General features: G+C 62.7%; 17 protein-coding genes. 12 read left to right on the top strand and 5 right to left on the bottom strand.

The features are described 5' to 3' along the window. The first annotated feature begins 234 nt into the window (after window positions 1–234). The 12 genes from ASC86_RS18055 (at window position 235) to trxA (ending at window position 18,006) form a co-directional block, all read left to right on the top strand. Window positions 235–963 carry a response regulator transcription factor gene (locus ASC86_RS18055; protein ID WP_056324181.1) on the top strand — a complete coding sequence of 243 codons (729 nt, stop codon included), beginning with the start codon at window positions 235–237 and terminating at the stop codon, window positions 961–963. A 164-nt stretch (window positions 964–1,127) separates the two neighbouring features. Further along, entirely contained in the window at window positions 1,128–2,885 is a 1,758-nt protein-coding gene (locus ASC86_RS18050; protein ID WP_200943833.1) for a sensor histidine kinase, read from the top strand. Then, entirely contained in the window at window positions 2,882–3,349 is a 468-nt protein-coding gene (locus ASC86_RS18045) for an HPr kinase/phosphatase C-terminal domain-containing protein (protein ID WP_056324177.1), read from the top strand. The genes ASC86_RS18050 and ASC86_RS18045 overlap by 4 nt, the downstream gene beginning before the upstream one ends. A 150-nt stretch (window positions 3,350–3,499) precedes the next feature. Beyond that, a complete protein-coding gene (locus ASC86_RS18040) occupies window positions 3,500–3,901 on the top strand; it encodes a PTS sugar transporter subunit IIA (protein ID WP_056324175.1) in 402 nt (133 codons plus the stop codon). 16 nt (window positions 3,902–3,917) lie between these two features. Then, window positions 3,918–4,187 (top strand): HPr family phosphocarrier protein, encoded by a 270-nt coding sequence (locus ASC86_RS18035; protein ID WP_056324172.1) that lies wholly within the window; start codon window positions 3,918–3,920, stop codon window positions 4,185–4,187. A gap of 172 nt (window positions 4,188–4,359) precedes the next feature. After that, window positions 4,360–5,760, top strand: a complete 1,401-nt coding sequence (gene ahcY, locus ASC86_RS18030; RefSeq protein WP_056324170.1) for an adenosylhomocysteinase — start codon at window positions 4,360–4,362, stop codon at window positions 5,758–5,760. Window positions 5,761–6,119: 359 nt separating this feature from the next. After that, a complete protein-coding gene (locus ASC86_RS18025) occupies window positions 6,120–8,591 on the top strand; it encodes a PAS domain-containing sensor histidine kinase (protein ID WP_056324167.1) in 2,472 nt (823 codons plus the stop codon). Then, on the top strand, window positions 8,588–10,081 hold the full coding sequence (tsaE, locus tag ASC86_RS18020; RefSeq protein WP_056324165.1) for a tRNA (adenosine(37)-N6)-threonylcarbamoyltransferase complex ATPase subunit type 1 TsaE: 1,494 nt from the start codon (window positions 8,588–8,590) through the stop codon (window positions 10,079–10,081). Before ASC86_RS18025 ends, tsaE begins: the two co-directional genes overlap by 4 nt. Before the next feature lie 62 nt (window positions 10,082–10,143). Further along, window positions 10,144–10,866, top strand: coding sequence for a nucleotidyltransferase family protein (locus tag ASC86_RS18015; protein WP_056324355.1), 723 nt, complete (start codon window positions 10,144–10,146; stop codon window positions 10,864–10,866). Between the two features lies 1 nt (window position 10,867). Further along, window positions 10,868–14,056, top strand: a complete 3,189-nt coding sequence (gene addB, locus ASC86_RS18010; RefSeq protein WP_056324161.1) for a double-strand break repair protein AddB — start codon at window positions 10,868–10,870, stop codon at window positions 14,054–14,056. Continuing rightward, entirely contained in the window at window positions 14,049–17,594 is a 3,546-nt protein-coding gene (gene addA / locus ASC86_RS18005) for a double-strand break repair helicase AddA (RefSeq protein ID WP_056324158.1), read from the top strand. Before addB ends, addA begins: the two co-directional genes overlap by 8 nt. 88 nt (window positions 17,595–17,682) lie before the next feature. Then, window positions 17,683–18,006, top strand: coding sequence for a thioredoxin (trxA, locus tag ASC86_RS18000; RefSeq protein WP_056324155.1), 324 nt, complete (start codon window positions 17,683–17,685; stop codon window positions 18,004–18,006). A 57-nt stretch (window positions 18,007–18,063) separates the two neighbouring features. Here trxA and ASC86_RS17995 read toward each other — a convergent pair whose 3' ends face one another. The 5 genes from ASC86_RS17995 to ASC86_RS17975 all read right to left on the bottom strand — a co-directional run bounded on the left by ASC86_RS17995 (window position 18,064) and on the right by ASC86_RS17975 (window position 23,189). After that, window positions 18,064–19,407 carry a folylpolyglutamate synthase/dihydrofolate synthase family protein gene (locus ASC86_RS17995; protein WP_056324153.1) on the bottom strand — a complete coding sequence of 448 codons (1,344 nt, stop codon included), beginning with the start codon at window positions 19,405–19,407 and terminating at the stop codon, window positions 18,064–18,066. Window positions 19,408–19,426: 19 nt separating this feature from the next. Further along, window positions 19,427–20,338, bottom strand: a complete 912-nt coding sequence (accD, locus tag ASC86_RS17990; RefSeq protein WP_056324150.1) for an acetyl-CoA carboxylase, carboxyltransferase subunit beta — start codon at window positions 20,336–20,338, stop codon at window positions 19,427–19,429. Window positions 20,339–20,459: 121 nt separating this feature from the next. Then, window positions 20,460–21,299 carry a tryptophan synthase subunit alpha gene (gene trpA / locus ASC86_RS17985; protein WP_056324148.1) on the bottom strand — a complete coding sequence of 280 codons (840 nt, stop codon included), beginning with the start codon at window positions 21,297–21,299 and terminating at the stop codon, window positions 20,460–20,462. A 4-nt stretch (window positions 21,300–21,303) separates the two neighbouring features. Next, the gene (gene trpB / locus ASC86_RS17980; RefSeq protein WP_056324146.1) at window positions 21,304–22,524 is read right to left on the bottom strand and encodes a tryptophan synthase subunit beta; all 1,221 of its coding nucleotides are present in this window, start codon (window positions 22,522–22,524) and stop codon (window positions 21,304–21,306) included. Next, the gene (locus ASC86_RS17975) at window positions 22,521–23,189 is read right to left on the bottom strand and encodes a phosphoribosylanthranilate isomerase (protein ID WP_056324144.1); all 669 of its coding nucleotides are present in this window, start codon (window positions 23,187–23,189) and stop codon (window positions 22,521–22,523) included. Before ASC86_RS17975 ends, trpB begins: the two co-directional genes overlap by 4 nt. Window positions 23,190–23,239: the final 50 nt, after the last annotated feature.

The raw sequence follows: 23,239 nt of genomic DNA, 5'->3' as shown, positions 1-23,239 counted from the left end.
CTAATAATATCAGTATATTAATCGATTTAAAGAAAATTATTTATTCTTTAATCGGTTTAAACGCGCGATTCAAACGGTTCGCTGCATGGGGATTTTCGCCTCTTGCCAAAGCTCTAATGCAACCCATCTTTGCCTTCGCCACAATTTGTTCCACCTTTATACTCATGAAGCGCAGGTGAGACGCCTGAACCGGGCATCGGTTTCCTTCCGGTGCAAGACATGGAGCGAAATGCAATGCAGACGATCGCGCTGGTCGATGACGACCGCAACATCCTGACTTCGGTTTCCATCGCCCTGGAAAACGAAGGCTACAAGGTCGAGACCTATACCGATGGAGCTTCCGCTCTCGACGGTTTGCTGGCGCGTCCTCCGCAGCTTGCGATCTTCGATATCAAGATGCCGCGCATGGACGGCATGGAGCTTCTGCGCCGCCTGCGGCAGAAGTCGGACATCCCCGTCATCTTCCTCACCTCCAAGGATGAAGAGATCGACGAACTCTTCGGCCTGAAGATGGGCGCCGACGATTTCATCACCAAGCCGTTCTCCCAGCGCCTGCTGGTCGAGCGCGTCAAGGCGATCCTGCGCCGTTCGGCAAACCGCGATGCCGTGGCTGCAAGCGGCGCCAGCCCCCAGAAGATTGCCGCCGACGTCCAGGCCCGTTCGCTCGAACGCGGCCAGCTTTCCATGGACCAGGAGCGCCACACCTGCACCTGGAAGAACGAGCCGGTGACACTGACAGTCACGGAATTCCTGATCCTGCATTCGCTGGCCCAGCGCCCCGGCGTGGTCAAGAGCCGCGACGCGCTGATGGACGCCGCCTATGACGAACAGGTCTATGTCGACGACCGCACCATCGACAGCCACATCAAGCGCCTGCGCAAGAAGTTCAAGATGGTCGATACCGATTTCGACATGATCGAGACGCTCTACGGCGTCGGCTACCGCTTCCGCGAATCAGCCTGACGCACCCGATTGTGACCGCGGCTGGCATGGCGCCGGCCGCGGCGGTATGATAGGGCTCCGCGCGCCGATGGATCGGCCGGACGCCGATCCTCGACAATCACCAACGGATAAGACCGCGCGGGCGGGAGTGGAAAGACTTGGTCGAAGTCTTGCAGAACAGGGACATGGATGAACCGGAGGCACGGCTTGCTGCCGGCCGCCGCTGGATACATCCCTTTACCCTGATCCGCCGCATCTTCGGCAATGCCGTCTTTTCGAGCCTCACCCGCCGCATCCTGTTCTTCAATCTCGTCGCGCTCGTCGTTCTTGTCGGCGGCATCATGTATCTCAACCAGTTCCGCGAGGGGCTGATCGATGCGCGCGTCGAAAGCCTGCTGACCCAGGGGGAGATCATCGCCGGTGCGATCGCCGCTTCCGCTTCCGTCGATACCAACTCGATTACCATCGACCCGGAAAAGCTCTTGGAACTGCAGGCCGGCCAGAGCATCACGCCGCTTCCGAGCGATGAAGACCTCGAATTCCCGATCAATCAGGAACGTGTCGCACCCGTGCTCCGGCGACTGATCTCGCCGACCCGTACCCGCGCCCGTCTCTTCGATGCCGACGCCGACCTGCTGCTCGATTCGCGCCATCTCTATACCGGCGGCCAGGTGCTGCGCTTCGACCTGCCGCCGATCGAGCCGGAATCGACCAGTGTCTCGGAATATCTGAACTCCTGGTTCAACCGCATCCTGCAGCCGGGCAACCTGCCGCTCTACAAGGAACCACCGGGCGGCAACGGCTCGATCTACCCGGAAGTGATGAATGCGCTGACCGGCGTGCGCGGTGCCGTCGTGCGCGTCACGGAAAAGGGCGAATTGATCGTCTCCGTCGCCGTGCCGGTCCAGCGCTTCCGCGCCGTGCTTGGCGTGCTGCTGCTCTCCACCCAGGCCGGCGATATCGACAAGATCGTCCATGCCGAACGTCTCGCCATCATCCGTGTCTTCGGCGTGGCGGCGCTGGTCAACGTCATCCTGTCGCTGCTGCTTTCCAGTACCATTGCCAATCCGCTGCGGCGCCTGTCGGCGGCCGCGATCCGGGTGCGCCGCGGCGGCGCCAAGGAGCGCGAGGAAATCCCGGATTTCTCGGCCCGTCAGGACGAAATCGGCAATCTTTCCGTGGCCTTGCGTGAGATGACGACGGCGCTTTACGACCGCATCGATGCGATCGAAAGTTTTGCCGCCGATGTCAGCCACGAGTTGAAGAACCCGCTGACCTCTCTGCGCAGCGCGGTGGAGACCCTGCCGCTGGCCCGCAACGAGGATTCCAAGAAGCGCCTGCTCGATGTCATCCAGCATGACGTGCGCCGTCTCGACCGACTGATCAGCGATATCTCGGACGCCTCGCGCCTCGATGCCGAGCTTGCCCGCAGCGACGATAAATCCATCGATATGGAAAAGTTGCTGAACGATCTCGTCGATATCTCGCGCCAGATTCATGCCGCCAAGAAGACGGTGGCAATCAGCTTTGCCGTCGATCGGCGCGACAACCCGAAGATGCGATTCCGCGTCAACGGCTATGAGCTGCGCATCGGCCAGATCATGACCAACCTGATCGAGAACGCCCGCTCCTTCGTGCCGCAGGAAGGCGGCCGGATTTCGGTCCGCTTGACGCGCGCAAAAAACCGCTGCCTCGTCACCGTCGAGGACAACGGCCCCGGCATTCAGGCCGAGGATATCGACCGTATCTTCGAGCGCTTCTACACCGACCGCCCCGAGAGCGAAGGTTTCGGCCAGAATTCCGGTCTCGGCCTGTCGATCTCCCGCCAGATCGCCGAAGCCCATGGTGGCACGCTGCGCGCCGAAAACATCATCAATCCAGAAACGTCCGCGATCGAAGGCGCGCGCTTCACGCTTTCGCTGCCCGTCGAGCCGAACACGTGACCGGCGCTGCCGGCACCAATGTCCATGCCACCGCGGTCGTGATTGAAAGCCGCTGCCTGCTGTTCATCGGCCCTTCCGGCAGCGGCAAATCCTCCGTCGCCCTCGCCTGCCTGATGGCGGCGCGCGATCACGGCCTGTTTGCCGCCCTCGTCGCCGACGATCAGGTTTTCGTCTCCACCGTCAACGGCCGGATCATCGCCCGCCGACCATCTTCGATCGCGGGACTTGCCGAGTTGCGCGGCGCAGGCATCGTCCCTGTTGCCTCCCTTCAATCCGCCGTGCTCGACTACGCGATCCTGCCGGTCAGCCCGCCTTTCAAGGAAAGAGTACCGCCGGAGACGGAGCGCCATGTTCTGCCGGATGGAAACGCGCTGCCGTTGCTGCGCCTGCCGCTCATGGCAGGCCTGCGCCCCTTCGATACCTTGCGGTTGTTATTGGCGAAAACGGCGGTAATTTCGCAATGAAAATACGTTAGCGGCGCAAGAGTTGGGATTTTTGACTTGCACTTCGCCTTTTCATGGCCAAGATGGCGAGCCCTAAAGGTGGACGGAATTGCTGCATTGCGATAATTGGACCATCGAATATTTTGCAGATGCAGTTGGAGCAAAGACACCATGATCGGACTTGTGCTTGTCACACACGGCAAGCTGGCTGAAGAGTTCAGGCATGCTCTGGAGCATGTCGTCGGACCGCAAAAGGCGATCGAGACGGTCTGCATCGGCCCCGAAGACGATATGGATCAACGGCGGCAGGATATCCTCGAAGCCGTGCTCAGGGCCGATCAGGGCAAGGGTGTCATCATCCTCACCGATATGTTCGGCGGCACACCGTCGAACCTCGCCATCTCCGTCATGCAGAGCGGCACCGTCGAGGTGATCGCCGGCATCAACCTGCCGATGCTGATCAAGCTTGCGGGCGTGCGCTCCGAAAGCGACATGGACAAGGCGCTGCAGGAAGCGTCCGATGCCGGCCGCAAATATATCAACGTCGCCAGCCGCGTTCTGAGCGGCAAATAACCGGATTTCTGCCTCCATGCTGTCGCGCGAGCTGCTGATCATCAACAAGAGAGGGCTGCACGCCCGCGCCTCGGCCAAGTTCGTCCAGACGGTCGAAAACTTCGATGCCGATATCAAGGTCTCCAAGGACGGCATGACCGTCGGCGGCACTTCGATCATGGGCCTGATGATGCTCGCCGCCAGCACCGGCTGCACCATTTCCGTGACCGCTACCGGCGTACAGGCCGACGCGGCCATGGATGCGCTCGACGCGCTGGTGGCCGACAAGTTCGGCGAAGAGATGTAAGCGCGATATAAAGATATAAAGACCTCTTTATATCGCCATTGCTCCCGCAAGCGTTTCCTGATAGTTGAAGCTCAAGCCCTTCGCAGCCTGCGGCGGGCAGCATTTTTCGTGTGCGCATCCGACATGGGGCCATTTGCGCTCCATCGGACGCCGCACCAGCACGGAGACCTCCATGAGCACCACGAACGACTATCTGGTCGCGGATATCGGCCTTGCCGATTTCGGCCGCAAGGAAATCACCATCGCCGAAACCGAAATGCCGGGCCTGATGGCCTGCCGCGAGGAATTCGGCGCGGCAAAGCCGCTGAAGGGCGCACGCATCACCGGCTCGCTGCACATGACGATCCAGACGGCCGTTCTGATCGAAACGCTCGTGGCGCTCGGCGCAGAAGTCCGCTGGGCTTCCTGCAACATCTTCTCGACGCAGGACCACGCCGCCGCAGCGATCGCCGCCAGCGGCGTTCCGGTTTACGCCGTCAAGGGCGAGACGCTGGAAGAATACTGGACCTACACCGACAAGATCTTCCAGTGGGCCGATGGCGGCCTCTCCAACATGATCCTCGATGACGGCGGCGACGCCACCATGTACATCCTGCTCGGCGCCCGCGCCGAAGCCGGCGAGGACGTTCTGTCCAACCCGACCTCCGAGGAAGAAGAAATCCTCGTCGCCCAGATCAAGAAGCGCCTTGCCGCTTCTCCGGGCTGGTTCACCAGGCAGCGCGACGCCATCAAGGGCGTGACCGAAGAAACCACCACCGGCGTCAACCGCCTCTACCAGCTGCACGCCAAGGGCCTCCTGCCCTTCCCGGCGATCAACGTCAACGATTCGGTTACCAAGTCGAAGTTCGACAACAAGTACGGCTGCAAGGAATCGCTGGTCGACGGCATCCGCCGCGGCACCGACGTCATGATGGCCGGCAAGGTCGCCGTCGTCTGCGGTTACGGCGACGTCGGCAAGGGTTCGGCCGCCTCGCTCTCCGGCGCCGGCGCGCGCGTGAAGGTCACGGAAGTCGATCCGATCTGCGCCCTGCAGGCCGCCATGGACGGCTATGAAGTCGTCCAGCTCGAAGACGTCGTCTCCTCCGCCGATATCTTCATCACCACGACCGGCAACAAGGACGTCATCCGCATGGACCACATGCGCGAGATGAAGGACATGGCGATCGTCGGCAATATCGGCCACTTCGACAACGAGATCCAGGTTTCGGCGCTGCGCAATCTCAAGTGGACCAACATCAAGCCGCAGGTCGACCTGATCGAGTTCCCGAAGGGCAACCGGATGATCCTGCTCTCGGAAGGCCGCCTGCTCAACCTCGGCAATGCAACCGGCCATCCGTCCTTCGTGATGTCGGCCTCCTTCACCAACCAGGTGCTGGCCCAGATGGAACTCTTCACCCGCGCCGGCGACTACGCCAAGCAGGTGCACATCCTGCCGAAGCACCTCGACGAGAAGGTCGCCCGCCTGCATCTCGCCAAGCTCGGCGCAAAGCTGACGGAACTTTCCGAAGAGCAGGCCAGCTATATCGGCGTGAAGCCGCAGGGTCCGTTCAAGGCGGAACACTACCGCTATTAACTTTGCGACGACAATCCACAACATCTAGAGACCGCGCCCCTTGACAAGGGCGCGGTTTCTTTTTTTCGCCAACCCTTCCCGCAGAATCTCCGAAGCGTTACACTTTTGTATCGATTCGTGACGCCGATGCGGACAGATGGTGTCGCAGATCGAAACATCCGGCCGCGCCCTTGCGCGGCGAACGCAGCCGGTCATCCGCCCCCGGAGAGGGACGATGTCAGCATTCATGGGCTCCTCAGTGGCCTGATGTCATGCACCGCCGAAAGGTCGGGGCACGCTACGGATGTTTAATGAAACGTGATCGCCCTGGCTCGACCGAATCGGCGGCGGTGACGTGCGATGCAAGCGGGGAAACGAAGATGGATCACGGTTCGGCGAAACGCGTGGGTGGACGGATCGGACGTCTGTTGCGAAAACTGGCGGCCGGTTCCATGCTGGCGTCCCTTGCGGGTCCGGCCTTTGCCGAAACCAGCGGGCTTTCCCTCTTCCGCTCTTCCGAAGTCATCACCTTTTCCGTGCTCATCGGCGTGATCTCCGCCGCGATGATCTCCGCCATCTGGCTGATCCGCCAGCGCGGCAATATCGAGAACGAAAACCGCGAGCTGAATGCCGCTCTTGCCGATGCGAACCAGCGTATTTCCCGGCTGCAGGCCCTGATCGCCGACAAGAACCGCCGCATCGTCATCTGGGAAGGGCTTTCCACCAAGCCGGAATTCATCGGCCATCTGCCGGCCGAAACCGGCGTGCCGCAGGACGACCGTGAATTCCTCGCCTTCGGCCGCTGGATCAAGCCGATCTCGGCCTCCGAGCTGGAAAAGGCGATCGAACGGCTGCGATCGCAGGCCCAGAGCTTCGACCTCATCATAGAGACCCACCGCAACGAAATTCTCGAAGCGCAGGGCCGCGTTTCCGGCGGCCGCGCCTTCGTGCGCTTCGTCGCCCTCAACAACCTGCGCGCCGAACTGGCCGAGTTGAAGCTGGAACACGATACCCTGCAGGCGTCGCTCGCCTCCGTCTACACGCTTCTCGACGCCATCGACCAGCCGGTGTGGCTGCGCAACACCGACGGGACCCTGAGCTGGGTGAACGAGGCCTATACCGACGCTGTCGAGGCACCGAACCGGGCGGAGGCCATCAAGGACGGCAAGGAATTGCTGGCCACCGTCGCCCGCGAAAAAATCCGCGCCACCAGCACCTACGACAACCCCTTCCGCGACAAGGTCTCGACCGTCGTGCGCGGCAACCGAACCTTCTTCGACGTGGTCGACGCCCGCAACATCCACGGCTCGGCCGGCATGGCCGCCAATATCTCCGATGTCGAGGCGGTGCGCGAGGAGCTAAACCGCACGCTGAAGAGCCACGCCGAAACACTCGACCATCTGGCGACGCCGGTTGCGATCTTCGACGGCGCTCAGCGGCTGCAATTCTACAACCAGGCCTTCCAGCGACTCTGGGAACTCGACATGGGCTTCCTGGAGCGCAAGCCGAGCAATGGCGAAATCCTCGACCGGCTGCGCGCCGGCGGCAAGCTGCCGGAACAGCTCAACTGGAAGCAGTGGAAGGACAACGCCCTTTCCGTCTATCAGGCAATCGACACGCAGTCCGATCTCTGGCACCTGCCGAACGGCCAGACGTTGCGCGTCTTCGCCACCGCCCGCCCACAAGGCGGCGCGACCTGGGTGTTCGAGAACCTGACGGAAAAGGTCGATCTCGAAACCCGCTACAACACGCTGGTTCAGGTGCAGGGCGAAACCATCGATCACCTGTCCGAAGGCGTCGCGGTGTTCGGGCCGGATGGCCGCATCAAGCTGTCGAACCCCGCCTTCCGCATGCTCTGGAACATCAGCGAGCCGCAAGCACAGCCGGGAACCCATATCCGCGCCATCGAACAGGCCTGCGCCTCTTCCTACGACCAGCCGGACGGCTGGAAGCGCTTCTCGCATCTCATCACCAGCTTCGACGACGAGCGCACCGACTGCCGCGGCATGCTCGAACTGCACACCGGCCTGATCCTCGATTTCGCCGTGATCCCGCTGCCGAACGCCCAGACGATGCTGACCTTCGTCAACATCACCGACAGCGTGCGGGTCGAGCGGGCGCTGACCGAAAAGAACGAGGCGCTGCGAAAAGCCGATTCGCTGAAGAACGATTTCGTCCAGCACGTGTCCTACGAGCTGCGCTCGCCGCTCACCAACATCATCGGCTTTGCCGACCTCCTGAAGACGCCGACTTTCGGCACGCTGACGGAACGGCAGGCGGAATATGTCGATCACATCTCCACCTCGTCCTCGCTGCTCCTGACCATCGTCAACGACATCCTCGATCTCGCAACCGTCGATGCCGGTATCGTCGAGCTTGAGCTTGCCGATATCAACCTCACCGATTTCATCGACGAGGTTTCGGCCCACATGGCCGAGCGGCTGCATGAAAGCGGCGTGACGCTGCGCATCGAGACACCGGACATGCTCGGCAACTTCGTCGCCGATCACCAGCGGCTGAAGCAAATCTTCATCAAGCTTTTGACCAACGCTGCGAATTTCGCGCCGGAAGGCAGCATCATCAGCCTGAAATGCCATCGCGAAAACCATGATTTCGTCTTCAGCATCGCCGATAACGGCAGCGGCATCCCGCAGGAAATCCTCGAAAGCGTTTTCGAACGCTTCGAAAGCCACGGTTCGCGCGGCGGGGCCGGCCTCGGTCTCTCGATCGTCGAGAGCTTCGTCAGCCTGCATCACGGCACAGTCTCGATCCGCAGCCGCGAGGGTGAAGGCACGGAGGTCACCTGCCGCATTCCCTCGGCCGAACTACCAAAAGTCCAAGCCGCCGAATGACGACGCCCATCGATATCCTGCTGAAGGACGAGGCCGCGACCAAAACGCTGGGCGAAGACCTGGCGCTGGCGGTCAAGATCGGCGATTGTCTGGCCTTGTCCGGCGATCTCGGCGCCGGCAAATCGACACTGGCCCGCGCCCTGCTGCGGGCGCTTGCCGACGATGACGAGCTTGAAGTGCCAAGCCCCACCTTTACCCTCGTCCAGAGTTACCCGCTGCGCATCCCCGCCGCCCATTTCGATCTCTACCGGCTGTCCGATGTCTCCGAACTCGACGAACTCGGCTTTGATGAAGCCCTGTCGGAGGGCATCTGCCTTGTCGAATGGCCGGAGCGCGCCGAAAGCGCCCTGCCAAAAACCACGATTACGCTCAGCTTCACCCACGAGGGCGACGGTCGCCGGGTGATCATTTCCGGCTACGAGGCCGCCCTGTCGCGGATTGGCCGCAGCCTGTCGATCCGCAACTTCCTCGACTTCAGCGGTTACAGCGATGCCCGCCGCCGTCACCTGAGCGGTGATGCCTCGGCCCGCGCCTATGAAACGATCTCCACCCGCGGTCGCGCACCGATGATCCTGATGGATGCACCGCGGCACAAGCCCGGCCCCATCCTCGAAGACGGCAAATATTACCAGCAGCTTGCCCATATCGCCGAAGACTGCGTGCCCTTCGTCGCCATCGACCGTGACTTGCGTGCAAAAGGTTTCAGCGCGCCGGAAATCTATGAAAGCGATCTCGACGCCGGCATCCTGCTGATCGAGGACCTCGGCCGCGACGGTGTTCTCGACGCTGATGGTAAGCCGATTGCCGAGCGCTACATCGAAAGTGTACGCATGCTGGCAGCCTTGCATGCACAGAAAGCCACGCCAAAAATCGCAGTTGGCAACGGCATCGTCCACACGGTGCCCGATTTCGACCGCCGGGCCATGAAGATCGAAACCCGGCTGCTGCTCGACTGGTACCTGCCATGGAAGCGCGGCGAACCGGCATCGAGCGCCGAGCGAGACGATTACGCCGCCGTCTGGGACGGGCTGATCGATCTGCTCGCCACCTCGGAAACCAACCTGTTGCTGCGCGATTTCCATTCGCCGAACATCATCTGGCGCGAGCAGGAAGCAGGCCTGAAGCGCATCGGTCTCATCGACTTTCAGGACGCGATGATCGGCCCGACGGCCTATGACGTCGCCTCGCTGACGCAGGATGCCCGCGTGACCATCGAGCCGGCGCTGACGGCCCGCATGCTGGAGGCTTATATGGCCGGTCGGCAGGAAAGCAGCGGCTTCGACAGGGAAACCTTCCTGCGCGACTGGCACATCATGTCGGCGCAGCGCAATTGCAAGCTCGTCGGCATCTGGGTGCGGCTGATGCAGCGTGACGGCAAACCCGGCTATATGAAACACATGCCGCGCACCTTCGCCTATCTGGAAACAGCCCTGACACACCCGGCCCTTGCGCCGCTCAAGGACTGGTGCGTGCGAAGCGGGCTTCTCTGAACCTTCAAATCGAAGCGCAATGTTATAGAGTCCGAATCAAGAACATCAATTCGGACCTCTTCATGCCCATTCACAACGCCATGGTGCTTGCCGCCGGCCTCGGCACCCGACTGCGCCCGATCACCGACACGATGCCGAAGCCACTGGTGAAGATCGCGGGACGGCCGATGATCGATTACGTGCTCGACCTGCTGCAGGCGGCCGGCATCACCACGGCGGCGGTCAATGTGCATCACTTCGCCGACCAGATGGAGAATCATCTCAAGGAGCGGGCAGAGCCAGAAATCCTGATCTCGGACGAACGCGACCGACTGATGAATTCCGGCGGTGGGCTGGTCAAAGGCCTGTCGCTTCTGGAAGACGGTCCTGTCCTCGTTATGAACGCCGATCTTTTCTGGGTGGGCGAAAAATCCTCCAATCTCGACCGCCTCATCTCCTTCTTCGATCCTGAAAAGATGGATATGGCGCTGCTCTGCGTCCGCAACGAGGACACGACCGGGCACAACGGCAAGCTCGATTTTTCTCTCGCGCCCGATGGCCGGCTGACACGCTATCAGAAGGGCATGCCGCAGCCAGTTGTCTATGCGGGTGCCATCGCGCTCGATTCGCGCCTGTTCGACGACGCCCCCACGGATGCCTTCAATCTCAACATCTATTTCGACAAGGCGATCGAACGCGGGCGGCTTTACGGCATCGTGCTCGAAGGCCACTGGTTGACGGTCGGCACACCCGAGGCGATCGGCCTTGCCGAAGAGGCCATCGCCCGCTTCGGCAACGGGGCCTGACATGGTGGCCCCCGCCCGCAACGTCTTCACCATTCCTGCCGGGCGACCGTTCCTGAAAACGCTCGTCCAGTCGCTCTGCGATGGAAGATTGATTGCCGGCTACAGATATGACGAGGCCGATCCGCTGGCGTTGGCCGGCATCACGATTTTCGTGCCGACCCGCCGTTCCGCCCGCGTGCTGCGCTCCGAACTGGTCGATCACCTCGGCGGCCGCTCGGCGATCCTGCCGGTCATCCGCGCACTCGGTGAGACCGACGACGACAGCGGCTTCTTCGATGCCGAAATCCCTGTTATCCTCGACCTTGCCCCGCCGCTTCCCGGCACCGCGCGGCTGATCGAGCTCGGCCGGCTGATACTCGCCTGGCGCAACCAGCTGCCGAAGATCGTGCTCGACATCCATTCCGAAAGCCCGCTGATCGCGCCGGCAAGCCCGGCCGACGCCATCTGGCTCGCCCGCAATCTCGCCGACATCATCGATGCGATGGAAACGGAAGAGCTGGATTGGGAAGCACTGGATAACCTGCAGAATGCCGACCATGCGCTGTGGTGGCAGCTGACGTTGGAATTCCTGAAGATCGCTCGCACCTACTGGCCGGCGCGGCTGGAAGAGCTGCACCAATCTTCCCCCGCCCGCCATCGCAATGCCATCCTCGACGCAGAAAGCCAGCGCATCGCCGCCGGCAAGGTGACGGGACCGATTATCATCGCAGGCTCCACCGGCTCCATCCCCGCCACCGCCGCCCTAATCGCTGCCGTACAAAAACTGCCGAACGGTACCATCGTCCTGCCCGGCCTCGACCAGACGATGAGCGAAGCCGAGTGGAACCAGATCGTTCCCGAGGCCATCGGCGACACTGGCCGACCGGACCCGTCGAGCCGCAGTCATCCGCAATACGGCTTCTTCCGTCTGTTGAAGCGCATGGGTCTCGATCGCAGCGAAATCCCGAGCCTTGCGGAGGCCGAAGGCGATCTCGCCTATCGGAGCGAAATCCTTTCCCACGCGCTGCTGCCGGTGCAGGCGACCAGCGCCTGGATGGACCTGCAACGCGACACCGACCCCACAAGGCTGCGCGCCGCCTTCAAGGACGCCGCCCTGATCGAAACCGCCAATGAGCGGGAAGAAGCAACCGCCATCGCCATTGCGCTTCGCCTTGCGCTGGAAGGCGATGAGAATAGTCAGGCAGCGCTGATCACGCCCGACCGCGACCTTGCCCGCCGGGTCGCCGCCGAGCTGCTGCGCTTCGGCATCGAAGCCGACGATTCGGCCGGCACGCCCTTGTCGGCCACACCGGCCGGCAGCCTCACGCGCCTCGTTCTCGAAGCAAGCCTGCGCCCCGGCGATCCCGTTGCGGTAACGGCGCTGCTCAAGCATCCTCTCGCACGCTTCGGCCAGCCGACCGATATCGCTCGTCGGGCAACGAGCGTGCTTGAACGGCTGGCGCTGCGCGGCGGCACCGGCAGCGTCGATCTCTCGGAACTGGGAAGCCTGCTCGATCAGGCTCTTGCCCGCCGCGTGACGGAACGCCACCAGCCGGAGTGGAAGAGCGCCATCACCGAGGAGGATATCGACGCGGCGCGGGATTTTTCTCGAGCGATTGGCAAGGCTGTCGAGCCGCTGACCGGCACGCTTGTCGGCCGTCATCGCAGCGGCCGCGGCTTGACGACCACGCTGACGCTCTCCGACTGGGCAAAGCGAACCGGCGAAGCGCTGGAAGCGATCGCCATCGACGCGGACCGAAGCCTCGCCGACCTCTGGAGCGGCGAAGCCGGTGAAGCCCTGGCAAACCTCTTGCGCGCGATCATCGAAACGGATGGCCAGCTTTCCGCCGATGGGCCGCAATGGAGCGATGTGATGGAAGCGCTGATGGTCAGCGAAGCCATCAAGCCGCGCTCCATGCGCCATCCCCGCGTCTTCATCTTCGGTGCGATGGAATCGCGCCTGCAGAGTGTCGATCTCGTCGTGCTCGGCGGCCTGAATGAGGGAACATGGCCGGGCCAGACGGCCAACGACCCCTTCCTGTCGCGCACGATGAAGACGACGATGGGGCTGGAGCCGCCGGAACGGCGCATCGGCCAGCTCGCGCACGATTTCCAGATGGCGTGCGGCACGCGGCGGCTGGTGCTGACCCGCGCCATGCGCAAGGGCGCCACCCCGACCGTCGCCTCACGCTGGCTGCAGCGGTTGCTGGCGGTCGGTGGTGAAGAGCTTGCGGCGGAGCTGCGCGCCAATGGCCGCGACTATGCCGGCTGGGCGGGCATGCTGGATGACGGCGGGCAGCAGGAACTGGCCAAACGCCCCGAACCGAGACCACCGGTGGAACTGCAGCCCCGAAGCTATTCCTTCAGTGAAGTGAGCCGACTGCGCCGCGACCCTTATGCCGTTTACGCGCGGCGCGTTTTGCGCCTTAACCCGCTCGATCCCTTCAATCGCGATCCCGGTGCGGCGGAGCGCGGCACGCTCTACCACAAGATCGTCGAGCGTTTCATTGCCGAAGATCTTGAGCCATCGTCTCCGCAAGCCGCCGCCACGATGGACCGTATCCTGAAAGAAGCCTTCGACGAACAGGCCCTGCCGCCCCATATCGATGTCGTCTGGCGCCCCCGCTTTGCGGCTGTCGGCAAGGCCTTCCTTGCCTGGGAGGCAGGACGCAGGGGTTCGATCAAGCAATCCTTCCTCGAGCTTTACGCGACCTTGCCGCTCGGCGTCGGCGACATCAAGCTGACGGGCATTGCGGACCGCATCGATATTCTGAACGACGGCACGGCTGTCATCCTCGACTACAAGACCGGCTCCAGCCCGTCGGTCAGGGAAGCCCGCACGCTGCTCGACCCGCAGCTTGCCCTGGAAGCCGCCGCCCTGAAGGCCGGGGCCTTCCCGAAGATCGGCCGCAAGGAGCCACAGTCGCTCGTCTATGTCCGGCTGAAGCCTGGCGATCGTTTTAAGTCCGAGGAGGTCAACAACGAAGGCGCAAGCCGCGCCGGCGTCGAAACGAAATCGGCCGATCAACTGGCGGAGGAATCGTTGCGCGAGCTGATCGGCCTGCTTCTGGCGCTGCGCAGCGGCAAATACGGCTTCGCATCGCGGCTGATCGTGCAAAAGGAACGCGATTATGGCGGCGAATACGACCATCTGGCCCGCGTCGCCGAATGGGCGACCGCCGATGGCGACGAGGATGGCAACGATGGCTGAACTTTCGCCCAACGATCTCAGCCCCAAGGGCTGGCTGGACTGGACATCGGCCAAGCAGGCGGAGGCGTCCGACCCTGCGCGCTCCGCCTGGGTGTCGGCCAATGCCGGTTCGGGCAAGACCCATGTGCTGACGCAGCGCGTGATCAGGCTTCTGCTCTCGGGATGCCGGCCCTCGGCAATCCTATGCCTCACCTATACCAAGGCCGCCGCATCGGAAATGTCGAACCGGGTGTTCGAGCGGCTTGCCGAATGGGTGACGCTCGATGACGACGCGCTCGACGCCCGCATCGAAGCAATCGAAGGTGAAAGACCGTCTCTCTTCAAGCGGCAGGAGGCGCGACGCCTTTTCGCGCGGGCGCTGGAAACGCCGGGCGGCCTGAAGATCCAGACGATCCACGCCTTCTGCGAGGCGCTGCTGCATCAATTCCCGCTCGAAGCCAATGTCGCCGGGCATTTTTCGGTGCTGGACGACCGGGCATCGGCGACGCTGCTGGCCGATGCCCGCCGCGCGCTTTTGACGGCGACGGCCAGCGAGGACGATCCGGAACTAGCGCAGGCCTTCGCCACCGTGCTTGACCTTGCCGACGATACCGGCCTTGAAAAGCTGCTGACGGCGATCGTCGCCAGCAGGACGAAGCTTCAGGCCTTTCTGGCCGAGGCGGAGGGCGGCATCGATAGCGCGCTCCGCGAAGCGCTCGGCATCGGACCGGACGAAAGTTCGCAGACGCTTATCGCCAACCTTTGGCCGCTCGATCCGCTGAGCGGCGCGGCGCTGGAGCGTTATCTCTCTGCTGCTGCCGCCTCTGGTGGCGCGAAGGTTTCGGAAGTGGCGGAAAACCTGCGTGGCACGGCCGGAACGTCCGATCCGCTGCAACGCTTCGATCTGCTGCGTTCGGCTTTCTATACCGGCAGCGGCAAGCCGAAGGCCGATTCCGGCCTGTTTTCCGCCGCCATGCGCAAGAGCGTGCCCGATCTGGAACCCATCGTTTTCGCGGCCCGCGACCGCCTTATGGAAACCATCGACCGGCTCAATCTCGTCGCGATGTTCGAGGCGACCCATGCGGCACTGATCCTCGCCGAACGGCTGAACCATGACTACGAGGACATCAAGAAAACCCGCAGCCAACTCGATTTCGACGACCTGATCAACCGCACCGCTGCGCTGCTGTCCCGCGCCGATGTCGGCGCCTGGGTGCATTACAAGCTCGATCAGGGCATCGACCATATCCTCGTCGACGAAGCGCAGGATACGAGCCCGGTGCAATGGACAATCATTCAGTCGCTGGCGGAGGATTTCTTTTCCGGCGAAACCGCGCGCGGCACCCATCGCACCATGTTTGCGGTGGGGGACGAGAAACAGTCGATCTATTCCTTCCAGGGCGCGCGTCCCGAACGTTTCTCAGATGAAAGCACAGCCACCGAACGGCGGGTGCGCGAAAGCGGCAGCGCCTTCAGCCCCATCCGCCTGCAGCTTTCCTTTCGCTCGACCGAGGATGTGCTGTCCGCCGTCGATGCCGTCTTCGACAATCCCGCCCATGCAAAAGGTCTCAGCGCCCGCAACGAGCCGGTCGTGCATGCCTCGAACCGCATCGGCCAGGCCGGCGTCGTCGATGTCTGGGAAACGATCGTGCCTGCCGAAACCATCCATGAAGAGGAATGGACGGCCGCCTTTGACGCGACGCCGGAAGATGCACCCGCCAATATCCTGGCGCAACGCATCGCCGCCACGCTTGCCGACTGGATCGGCACCGAAACGGTGATCGAGAGGGGCGTACCGCGCCCGATGCAGCCGGGCGATGTGATCGTGCTGGTGCGCAAGCGCGATGCCTTCGTCAACGCCCTGACGCGGGCACTGAAAACCCGGCGCGACATTCCCGTCGCCGGAGCCGACCGGCTGGTGCTGACCAGCCATATCGCCGTGCAGGACCTGACGGCGCTCGGCCATTTCGTGCTTTTGCCGGAAGACGACCTGTCGCTGGCGTCGATCCTGAAAAGTCCGCTCTTCGATCTCTCGGAAGAGCATGTCGCAGCCCTCGCCGAGCGGCCTGATGGCACCAATGTCTGGCAGCATTTGCGCAGCCTTCACGAACAGGCGCCCTATGGCGATCTCGTCAAGCGGCTGGAGCGCTATATCGCACTTTCGCGGGAGCTGCCGGTCTATGATTTCTATGCCCGTATCCTCGGGCAGGATGGCGGACGGGCAGCGTTTCTGGGGCGGCTCGGCAGCGAGGTCGGCGACATCATCGACGAATTCCTGACCTTCGCGCTCGATCACGAGAAAAACGGTCTGCCCGGCCTGCAAAGCTTCATTTCCGGCCTCGAAATGGAAGCGCCGACCGTCAAGCGCGAGCAGGACAAGGAGCGCAACGAAGTCCGCATCATGACCGTGCACGCCGCCAAGGGGCTGGAGGCGCCGGTCGTCTTCCTCGTCGATGGTTCCGGTAAGGCCTTCAATGCGCAGCATGTTTCTGGCTTGCGCACCCTTCCCCCCGTCATCGACCGGCCGGGCGCTGCCGATGTGCCGGTCTGGCGGCCGCCGGGCGCGTCCTCAAACAGCCTGATCGATGCCGATACCGAGCGGTTGAAACAGGCCGCCGAGGAAGAATATCGCCGGCTTCTTTATGTCGGCATGACGCGGGCTGCCGATCGGCTGGTCATCTGCGGCTATCAAGGCAAGCGCGCCAATGCCGACAGCTGGCATGCCATGGTCACATCCAGCCTTTCCGCTGATGAGAAGGGCCGCAGCACGCCGTGGACCTTCAAGGCCGGCGGGCAGGAATGGGCCGGCTATCGCTGGCAGGTTTCCGCGCCAAAAGATGTTTCCACGCCACAGGAGAAGAAGGACAAGGCGCATCGCGATGGCGGACCCGGTCTTCCCGTCGCCCTCTCGAAACCCCTGCCGCCGCAACGGCGCCTGCCGAGGCCGCTCAGCCCCTCGGGCGCCGGCATCACCGTGGAAGAGGATGCCCTGCCGCAGACGGGCTCTGCGCTCTTCCTGCAGAAGGCCGTGCCGCAGACCTCCCTGCTGCGCGGCGCGATCCTGCACCGTTTCCTGCAGATGCTGCCGGCCATGCCAAGGGAAGAGCGCAAAGCAGCGGCCGAACGCTATCTCGAACGATCGGTGCCGGACTGGCCGGAAGCGGAGCGCCGGGCTCTCGTGCAATCCGTGCTCGGTGTCATCGAGGACGAAAGCCTTGAGCGGCTTTTCTTAGGCGGCAGCCGGGCCGAAGTCTCGATCATGGGCACGCTGACACTCGGCAAGCGCGAGCACGCTGTCTCCGGACGCATCGACCGGCTGGCGGTGACGGACGACACTGTCATCATCGCCGATTTCAAGACCAATCGCGAGATTCCGGGCTCGGCCGAAGACGTGCCCTTCGTCTATCGCGCGCAGCTGGCCGTCTACCGGGCGATCCTGCAGCCGCTTTACCCGAAGCATCGCTTCGAATGCGTGTTGATCTATACGGAAGGGCCGGTATGCATCAGGCTCAGCGAAGCCATGCTCGACCAAAGTCTTGTCCAGCTCGCGACAAAGTGAGATAGAAAACATTGAAAATCCGGCGCTCAGCCATCACATCAGGAACAACCGTTCCAGGAACGCCAGAATCGAAACCAAGGAGCAGCCTATGGCTACCGTAAAAGTCGATACCTCCAATTTTCAGGATGAAGTGCTGAATGCCGCCGAGCCGGTGATCGTCGATTTCTGGGCCGAGTGGTGCGGCCCGTGCAAGATGATCGCGCCGAGCCTGGAAGAAATCTCCAACGAACTCGCCGGCAAGGTGAAGGTCGTCAAGCTCAACATCGATGAGAACCCGGAACTCGCCGCCCAATACGGCGTGCGCTCGATCCCGACGCTGGCCATGTTCAAGGCCGGCGAAGTCGCCGACATCAAGGTTGGCGCCGCTCCGAAGACGGCCCTGTCGTCGTGGATTTCGAACGCCGCAGCCTGAGGCGCTTCCAGTCTGGAAAAAGAAAGCCCGGAAAACCGGGCTTTTTTTGTATCTGGATCAGGCCGGGACGGTGCCGTTATCGGCGAGCACGTCACCCACCAGATAGAGCGAACCGCCGATCAGGATGCGCGGCGCGCCGTTGCCATTGTCGAAGATATCGCTGATTTCAGCCAGCGCCTCGGCCACCGATGAGACGGGCGCAGCCTTGAAGCCCGCCGAGGCCGCATCTTCAGCCAGAACCACCGCATCGATGCCGGCATCGGAACCGCGGATCGGCGCGGTGAAGACGTACTCGGCCAAACCCTTGAAGGCATTGAAGTAACCCAGCGGGTCCTTGGTGTTGATCATGCCGATCACCAGAAACAGCGGCCGCGGATCGCGGTCTTCCAGATTGGCCATGGTTTCGGCGATGACCTGGCCAGCGCCAGGGTTATGGCCGCCATCGACCCAGATTTCCGCGCCCTTCGGTGCAATCGCAGCCAGCCGGCCCTCGGTCAGGCGCTGCAGGCGGCCCGGCCATTCGACGGATGCCAGGCCCTTTTCGATTGCGGCTTCCGAAGGCGCAAAGCCGGCGGCCTTGACGGCGCGGATCGCAGCAGCGGAATTGGCATATTGGTGACGGCCCGGCAGGCGCGGCAGCGGCAGGTCGGCAAGACCGTCCTCATCCTGATAGATCAGCCGGCCATATTCCTCATGGGCCATGAAATCCTGGCCATAGACCGAAACCGGGCAACCCAGACGCTCGGCCGTGGTGACGAGCACGTCACGCGCGCCATCTTCTTCCTGATGGCCGATCACCACCGGACGGCCGCGCTTCATGATGCCGGCCTTTTCGGCGGCAATCAGCTCGACCCTATCGCCGAGATAGGCCTGATGATCGAGCGAGATCGGCATGATCACCGAAACGGCCGGCGAAGAAATGACATTGGTCGCATCGAAGCGGCCACCCAGCCCTACTTCGATGATCGCGACATCGGCGGGATGCTCGGAAAACAGGACGAAAGTGACGGCCGTCAGGATTTCGAAGACGGTGATCTTCTCGCCGGCATTGGCCTCCGCCACCCGGCGCACGGCATCGGCCAGCACCGGATCGGAGACCAGCTCCCCGCGCCCACCCTTGCGGCCGAGCCGGTAGCGTTCATGCCAATTGACGAGATGCGGCGAGGTGTGGACGTGGACGCTGAGGCCGGCGGCCTCGAGGATCGACCGGGAAAACGCGGTGACAGAGCCCTTGCCGTTGGTGCCGGCCACATGAATGACCGGCGGCAGGCGGTCCTGCGGATTTCCCAGCCGGTCGAGAAGCCGGGTGATGCGGTCGAGCGAAAGGTCGAAACCCTTAGGGTGGAGGGCGAGCAGTTTTTCGATTTCCTGCCCGGCCTCGCTGACGTCAACCGTCATCATGGTCTTCTTCCGATTGCGATCAGACGCTGGCTGCCAACGGCACGACGGCCGCGCCGCTTCCGTTCAGCTTGGCGGCATCGACCGGCTTCTTCATCAGGATCTTCAGGGTGCGAGCGAGCGTATCGGGGATATCGTGGCGCTTGACCACCATGTCGACCATGCCGTGCTCCATCAGATATTCCGAGGTCTGGAAGCCTTCCGGCAGCTTTTCGCGGATCGTCTGTTCGATGACGCGCTTGCCGGCAAAGCAGATTTCCGCGCCCGGCTCGGCAATATGCAGATCGCCCAGCATGGCGTAGGACGCGGTAACGCCGCCCGTCGTCGGGTTGGTCAGGACGACGATATAGGGAAGGCCGGCTTCCTTCAGCATCTGCACCGCAACCGTGGTGCGCGGCAGCTGCATCAGCGACAGGATGCCTTCCTGCATGCGGGCGCCACCCGATGCCGGGAAGATCACCAGCGGGCATTTTTCCGCAATCGCCTTCTCGAAGGCCTTGATGATCGCTTCGCCGGCGGCGATGCCGAGCGAGCCGCCCATGAAGGCGAATTCATGCACGACGCCAACCAGCTTCACGCCCTTGACGCGGCCGAGCCCGGCAACGATCGTGTCTTCCAGATCGGTCTTGGCGCGGCTATCGCGCAGGCGGTCGGTGTATTTCTTCGAATCGCGGAACTTCAGCGGGTCCTGCGCCACCTTGGGCTGCGGCAGGGCTTCATAGACGCCGTCGTCGAAAAGGTCCTTCAGACGCGCCTTGGCCGGCATCTTCATGTGATAGCCGGAGGCCGGGATAACCCACTTGTTGTCTTCAAGGTCGCGATGGAACACCATCTCGCCGGTCTCGGGGCACTTGATCCAGAGATTGTCCGGGACCTCGCGGCGGCCGAGCATCGAATTGATCTTCGGGCGAACGTAATTTGTGATCCAGTTCACTGCAAACTCCTGAAGTATTGCGCCCGGCCTTGCCGTTCAGCCGGCCAGGGACGCCTTAATTCATCATTTTCTCCAGCGCATCCGCCGGTCTGGCCAGCGGAATGCCCCAGAATGTGGGCATTTATTCGGCTGCTGCAAGCCTTGAGCCACGAACGCCCGCTGCAAGCCCGCGCACCAGCGCCTCGACCCCCGGCACCGTCGCGCCGGTGGAATGGCCTTCCTCGTTGAGGCTAGAGGCCACCTGATTGACGATCGCCGTTCCGACCACGACACCATCGGCGGAGGCGCCGATGGCGCGCGCATGCTCCGGCGTCTTGACGCCGAAGCCGACACAGACCGGAAGCCTGGTGTGCGCCTTGATGCGCTGCACCGCGCCGCCGACCAGCGACGGGTCCGGCAGAGCCGAGCCGGTGATGCCGTTCATAGAGACGTAATAGACGAAGCCGGAGGTATTTTCGAGCACCTTCGGCAGGCGCTTGTCATCCGTCGTCGGTGTGGCGAGGCGGATGAAGTTCAGCCCCTTGGCCAGCGCCGGCAGGCAAAGCTCGTCATCCATTTCCGGCGGCAAATCGACGACGATCAGGCCGTCGATGCCGGCTTCCAGCGCATTTTCGATGAAGCGGTCGACACCGTAGACATAAATCGGATTGTAGTAACCCATCAGGACGATCGGCGTATCCTTGTCGTCGGCGCGGAAGCGGCGGGCCAGTTCCAGCGTCTTTTCCAGCGTCTGGCCGGCCTTCAGCGCCCGCTGTCCCGCAAGCTGGATCGCCGGCCCATCGGCCATCGGATCGGAGAAGGGCATGCCGAGTTCGATCACGTCGGAACCGGCAGACGGCAGCGACTTCATGATCGCCAGCGAGGTTTCGAAATCCGGGTCGCCGCCCATGAAATAGGTGACCAGCGCCGGCCGGCCCTCGGCCGCCAGATCGGCGAAGCGTTTGTCCATGCGTGCGGTCATGCCCTTAAAGCCCCATGCCCAGAATATTGCCGACGGTGAAGATGTCCTTATCGCCGCGGCCGGAGAGATTCATCAGGATGATTTCATCCTTGCCCATTTTCGGCGCGCGCTTGATCACTTCGGCGATCGCGTGGCTCGGCTCGAGCGCCGGGATGATGCCTTCGAGACGGGTCAGCATCCGGAAGGCCTCCAGCGCCTCATGGTCCATGATCGGAACATATTCGACCCGGCCCACATCGCTCAGCCACGAATGTTCCGGCCCGATGCCGGGGTAATCGAGGCCGGCCGAAATCGAGTGACCTTCCTTGATCTGGCCGTCGCGATCCTGCAGCAGATAGGTGCGGTTTCCATGCAGCACACCCGGCGAACCGGCCGTGATCGAGGCACAGTGCTCGTCGCCGTCCAGCCCCTTGCCGCCGGCTTCGACACCGACCATCTTGACGGTTTCGTCATCGAGGAACGGGTGGAAAATGCCGATCGCATTGGAGCCGCCGCCGACTGCAGCAACAACCAGATCCGGCAACCGGCCTTCGGCTTCAAGGATCTGCTCGCGCGCTTCCTTGCCGATGACGGACTGAAACTCGCGCACGAGTTCCGGATAGGGATGCGGGCCAGCGGCGGTGCCGATCAGGTAATAGGTGCTGTCGACATTGGTGACCCAGTCGCGCAGCGCCTCGTTCATCGCGTCCTTCAGCGTGCCGCTGCCGGCGGTGACCGGCTTTACCTCGGCACCGAGCAGCTTCATACGAAACACGTTCGGCGCCTGACGCTCGACATCGGTCGCGCCCATGTAGACGACGCAGGGCAGGCCGAAACGGGCCGCGACGGTCGCCGAGGCGACGCCATGCTGGCCGGCGCCGGTTTCGGCGATGATCCGGGTCTTGCCCATACGCTTGGCGAGCAGGATCTGACCGATGCAGTTGTTGATCTTGTGCGAGCCGGTATGGTTCAGTTCTTCGCGCTTGAAATAGATCTTAGCGCCGCCAAGCTCGGCCGTCAGGCGCTCAGCGAAATAGAGCGGGCTTGGGCGGCCGATATAATGGGTGCCGAGATCGGCAAGCTCCGCCTGGAAGGCAGGATCGGTCTTGGCCTTGTTCCATTCGTCCTGCAGATCGAGGATCAGCGGCATCAGGGTTTCGGCAACGAAACGGCCGCCGAAAATGCCAAAACGGCCATCCTCGTCGGGTCCGCTCCTGAACGAATTCAATTTCGGCGTCTGGTTCACGTGTCGCTCCCTGCCGCAACCTCCGGCCCACGGGCCACGGCTGCGAAAAATTCCCGCATGCGCTTCAGGTCCTTGACCCCAGGTGCGCTTTCAACCCCGGAAGAAATATCGACGGCCCCCGCGCCCGTGAGCGCAAGGGCTTCCCCGACATTTTCCGCATTCAATCCACCGGAAAGCATGTAATCGACGCTTCCGTCAAGCGTCTCCAGCAGCCGCCAATCGAAAGAGACGCCATTGCCGCCGGGCAAGTCGGAGCCTTTCGGCGGCTTGGCATCGAAGAGGAAGCGATCGGCGATGCCGATATAGGGCTCGATCCGCTTGAGATCGTCGGCGTCGCGTATCGAGAAAGCCTTGATCACCGGCAAGCCGTAAACGGCTTTGACGGTCAGCACCCGTTCAGGGCTCTCATTGCCGTGCAACTGCAGGATATCCGGCGAAAGCGCCGAGACGATCTCGTCGAGCAGATCGCTATCGGCATCGACGGTGACCGCGACCACCTTGGCCTTGCCGCGGATGCGATCGGCAAGCCGGCCCGCGTCGTCGGGCTCGATATTGCGAGGGCTCTTTTCGAAGAAGATGAAACCCGTATGGGTCGCCCCGAGTTCGACCGCCAGATCGATGGCCTCAGCCGTCTTCAAACCACAAATTTTTACGTCCGTCGTCATGTCAGGGACCTTGCATGAAATGCCGCGTGAGTCGAGCCTAAAGAAGCCCG

The sequence above is a fragment of the Rhizobium sp. Root1212 genome (assembly GCF_001424985.1).
In the GTDB taxonomy this organism is placed as follows: Bacteria; Pseudomonadota; Alphaproteobacteria; order Rhizobiales; family Rhizobiaceae; genus Pararhizobium.
This window is presented reverse-complemented; position numbering and strand designations above follow the sequence as displayed.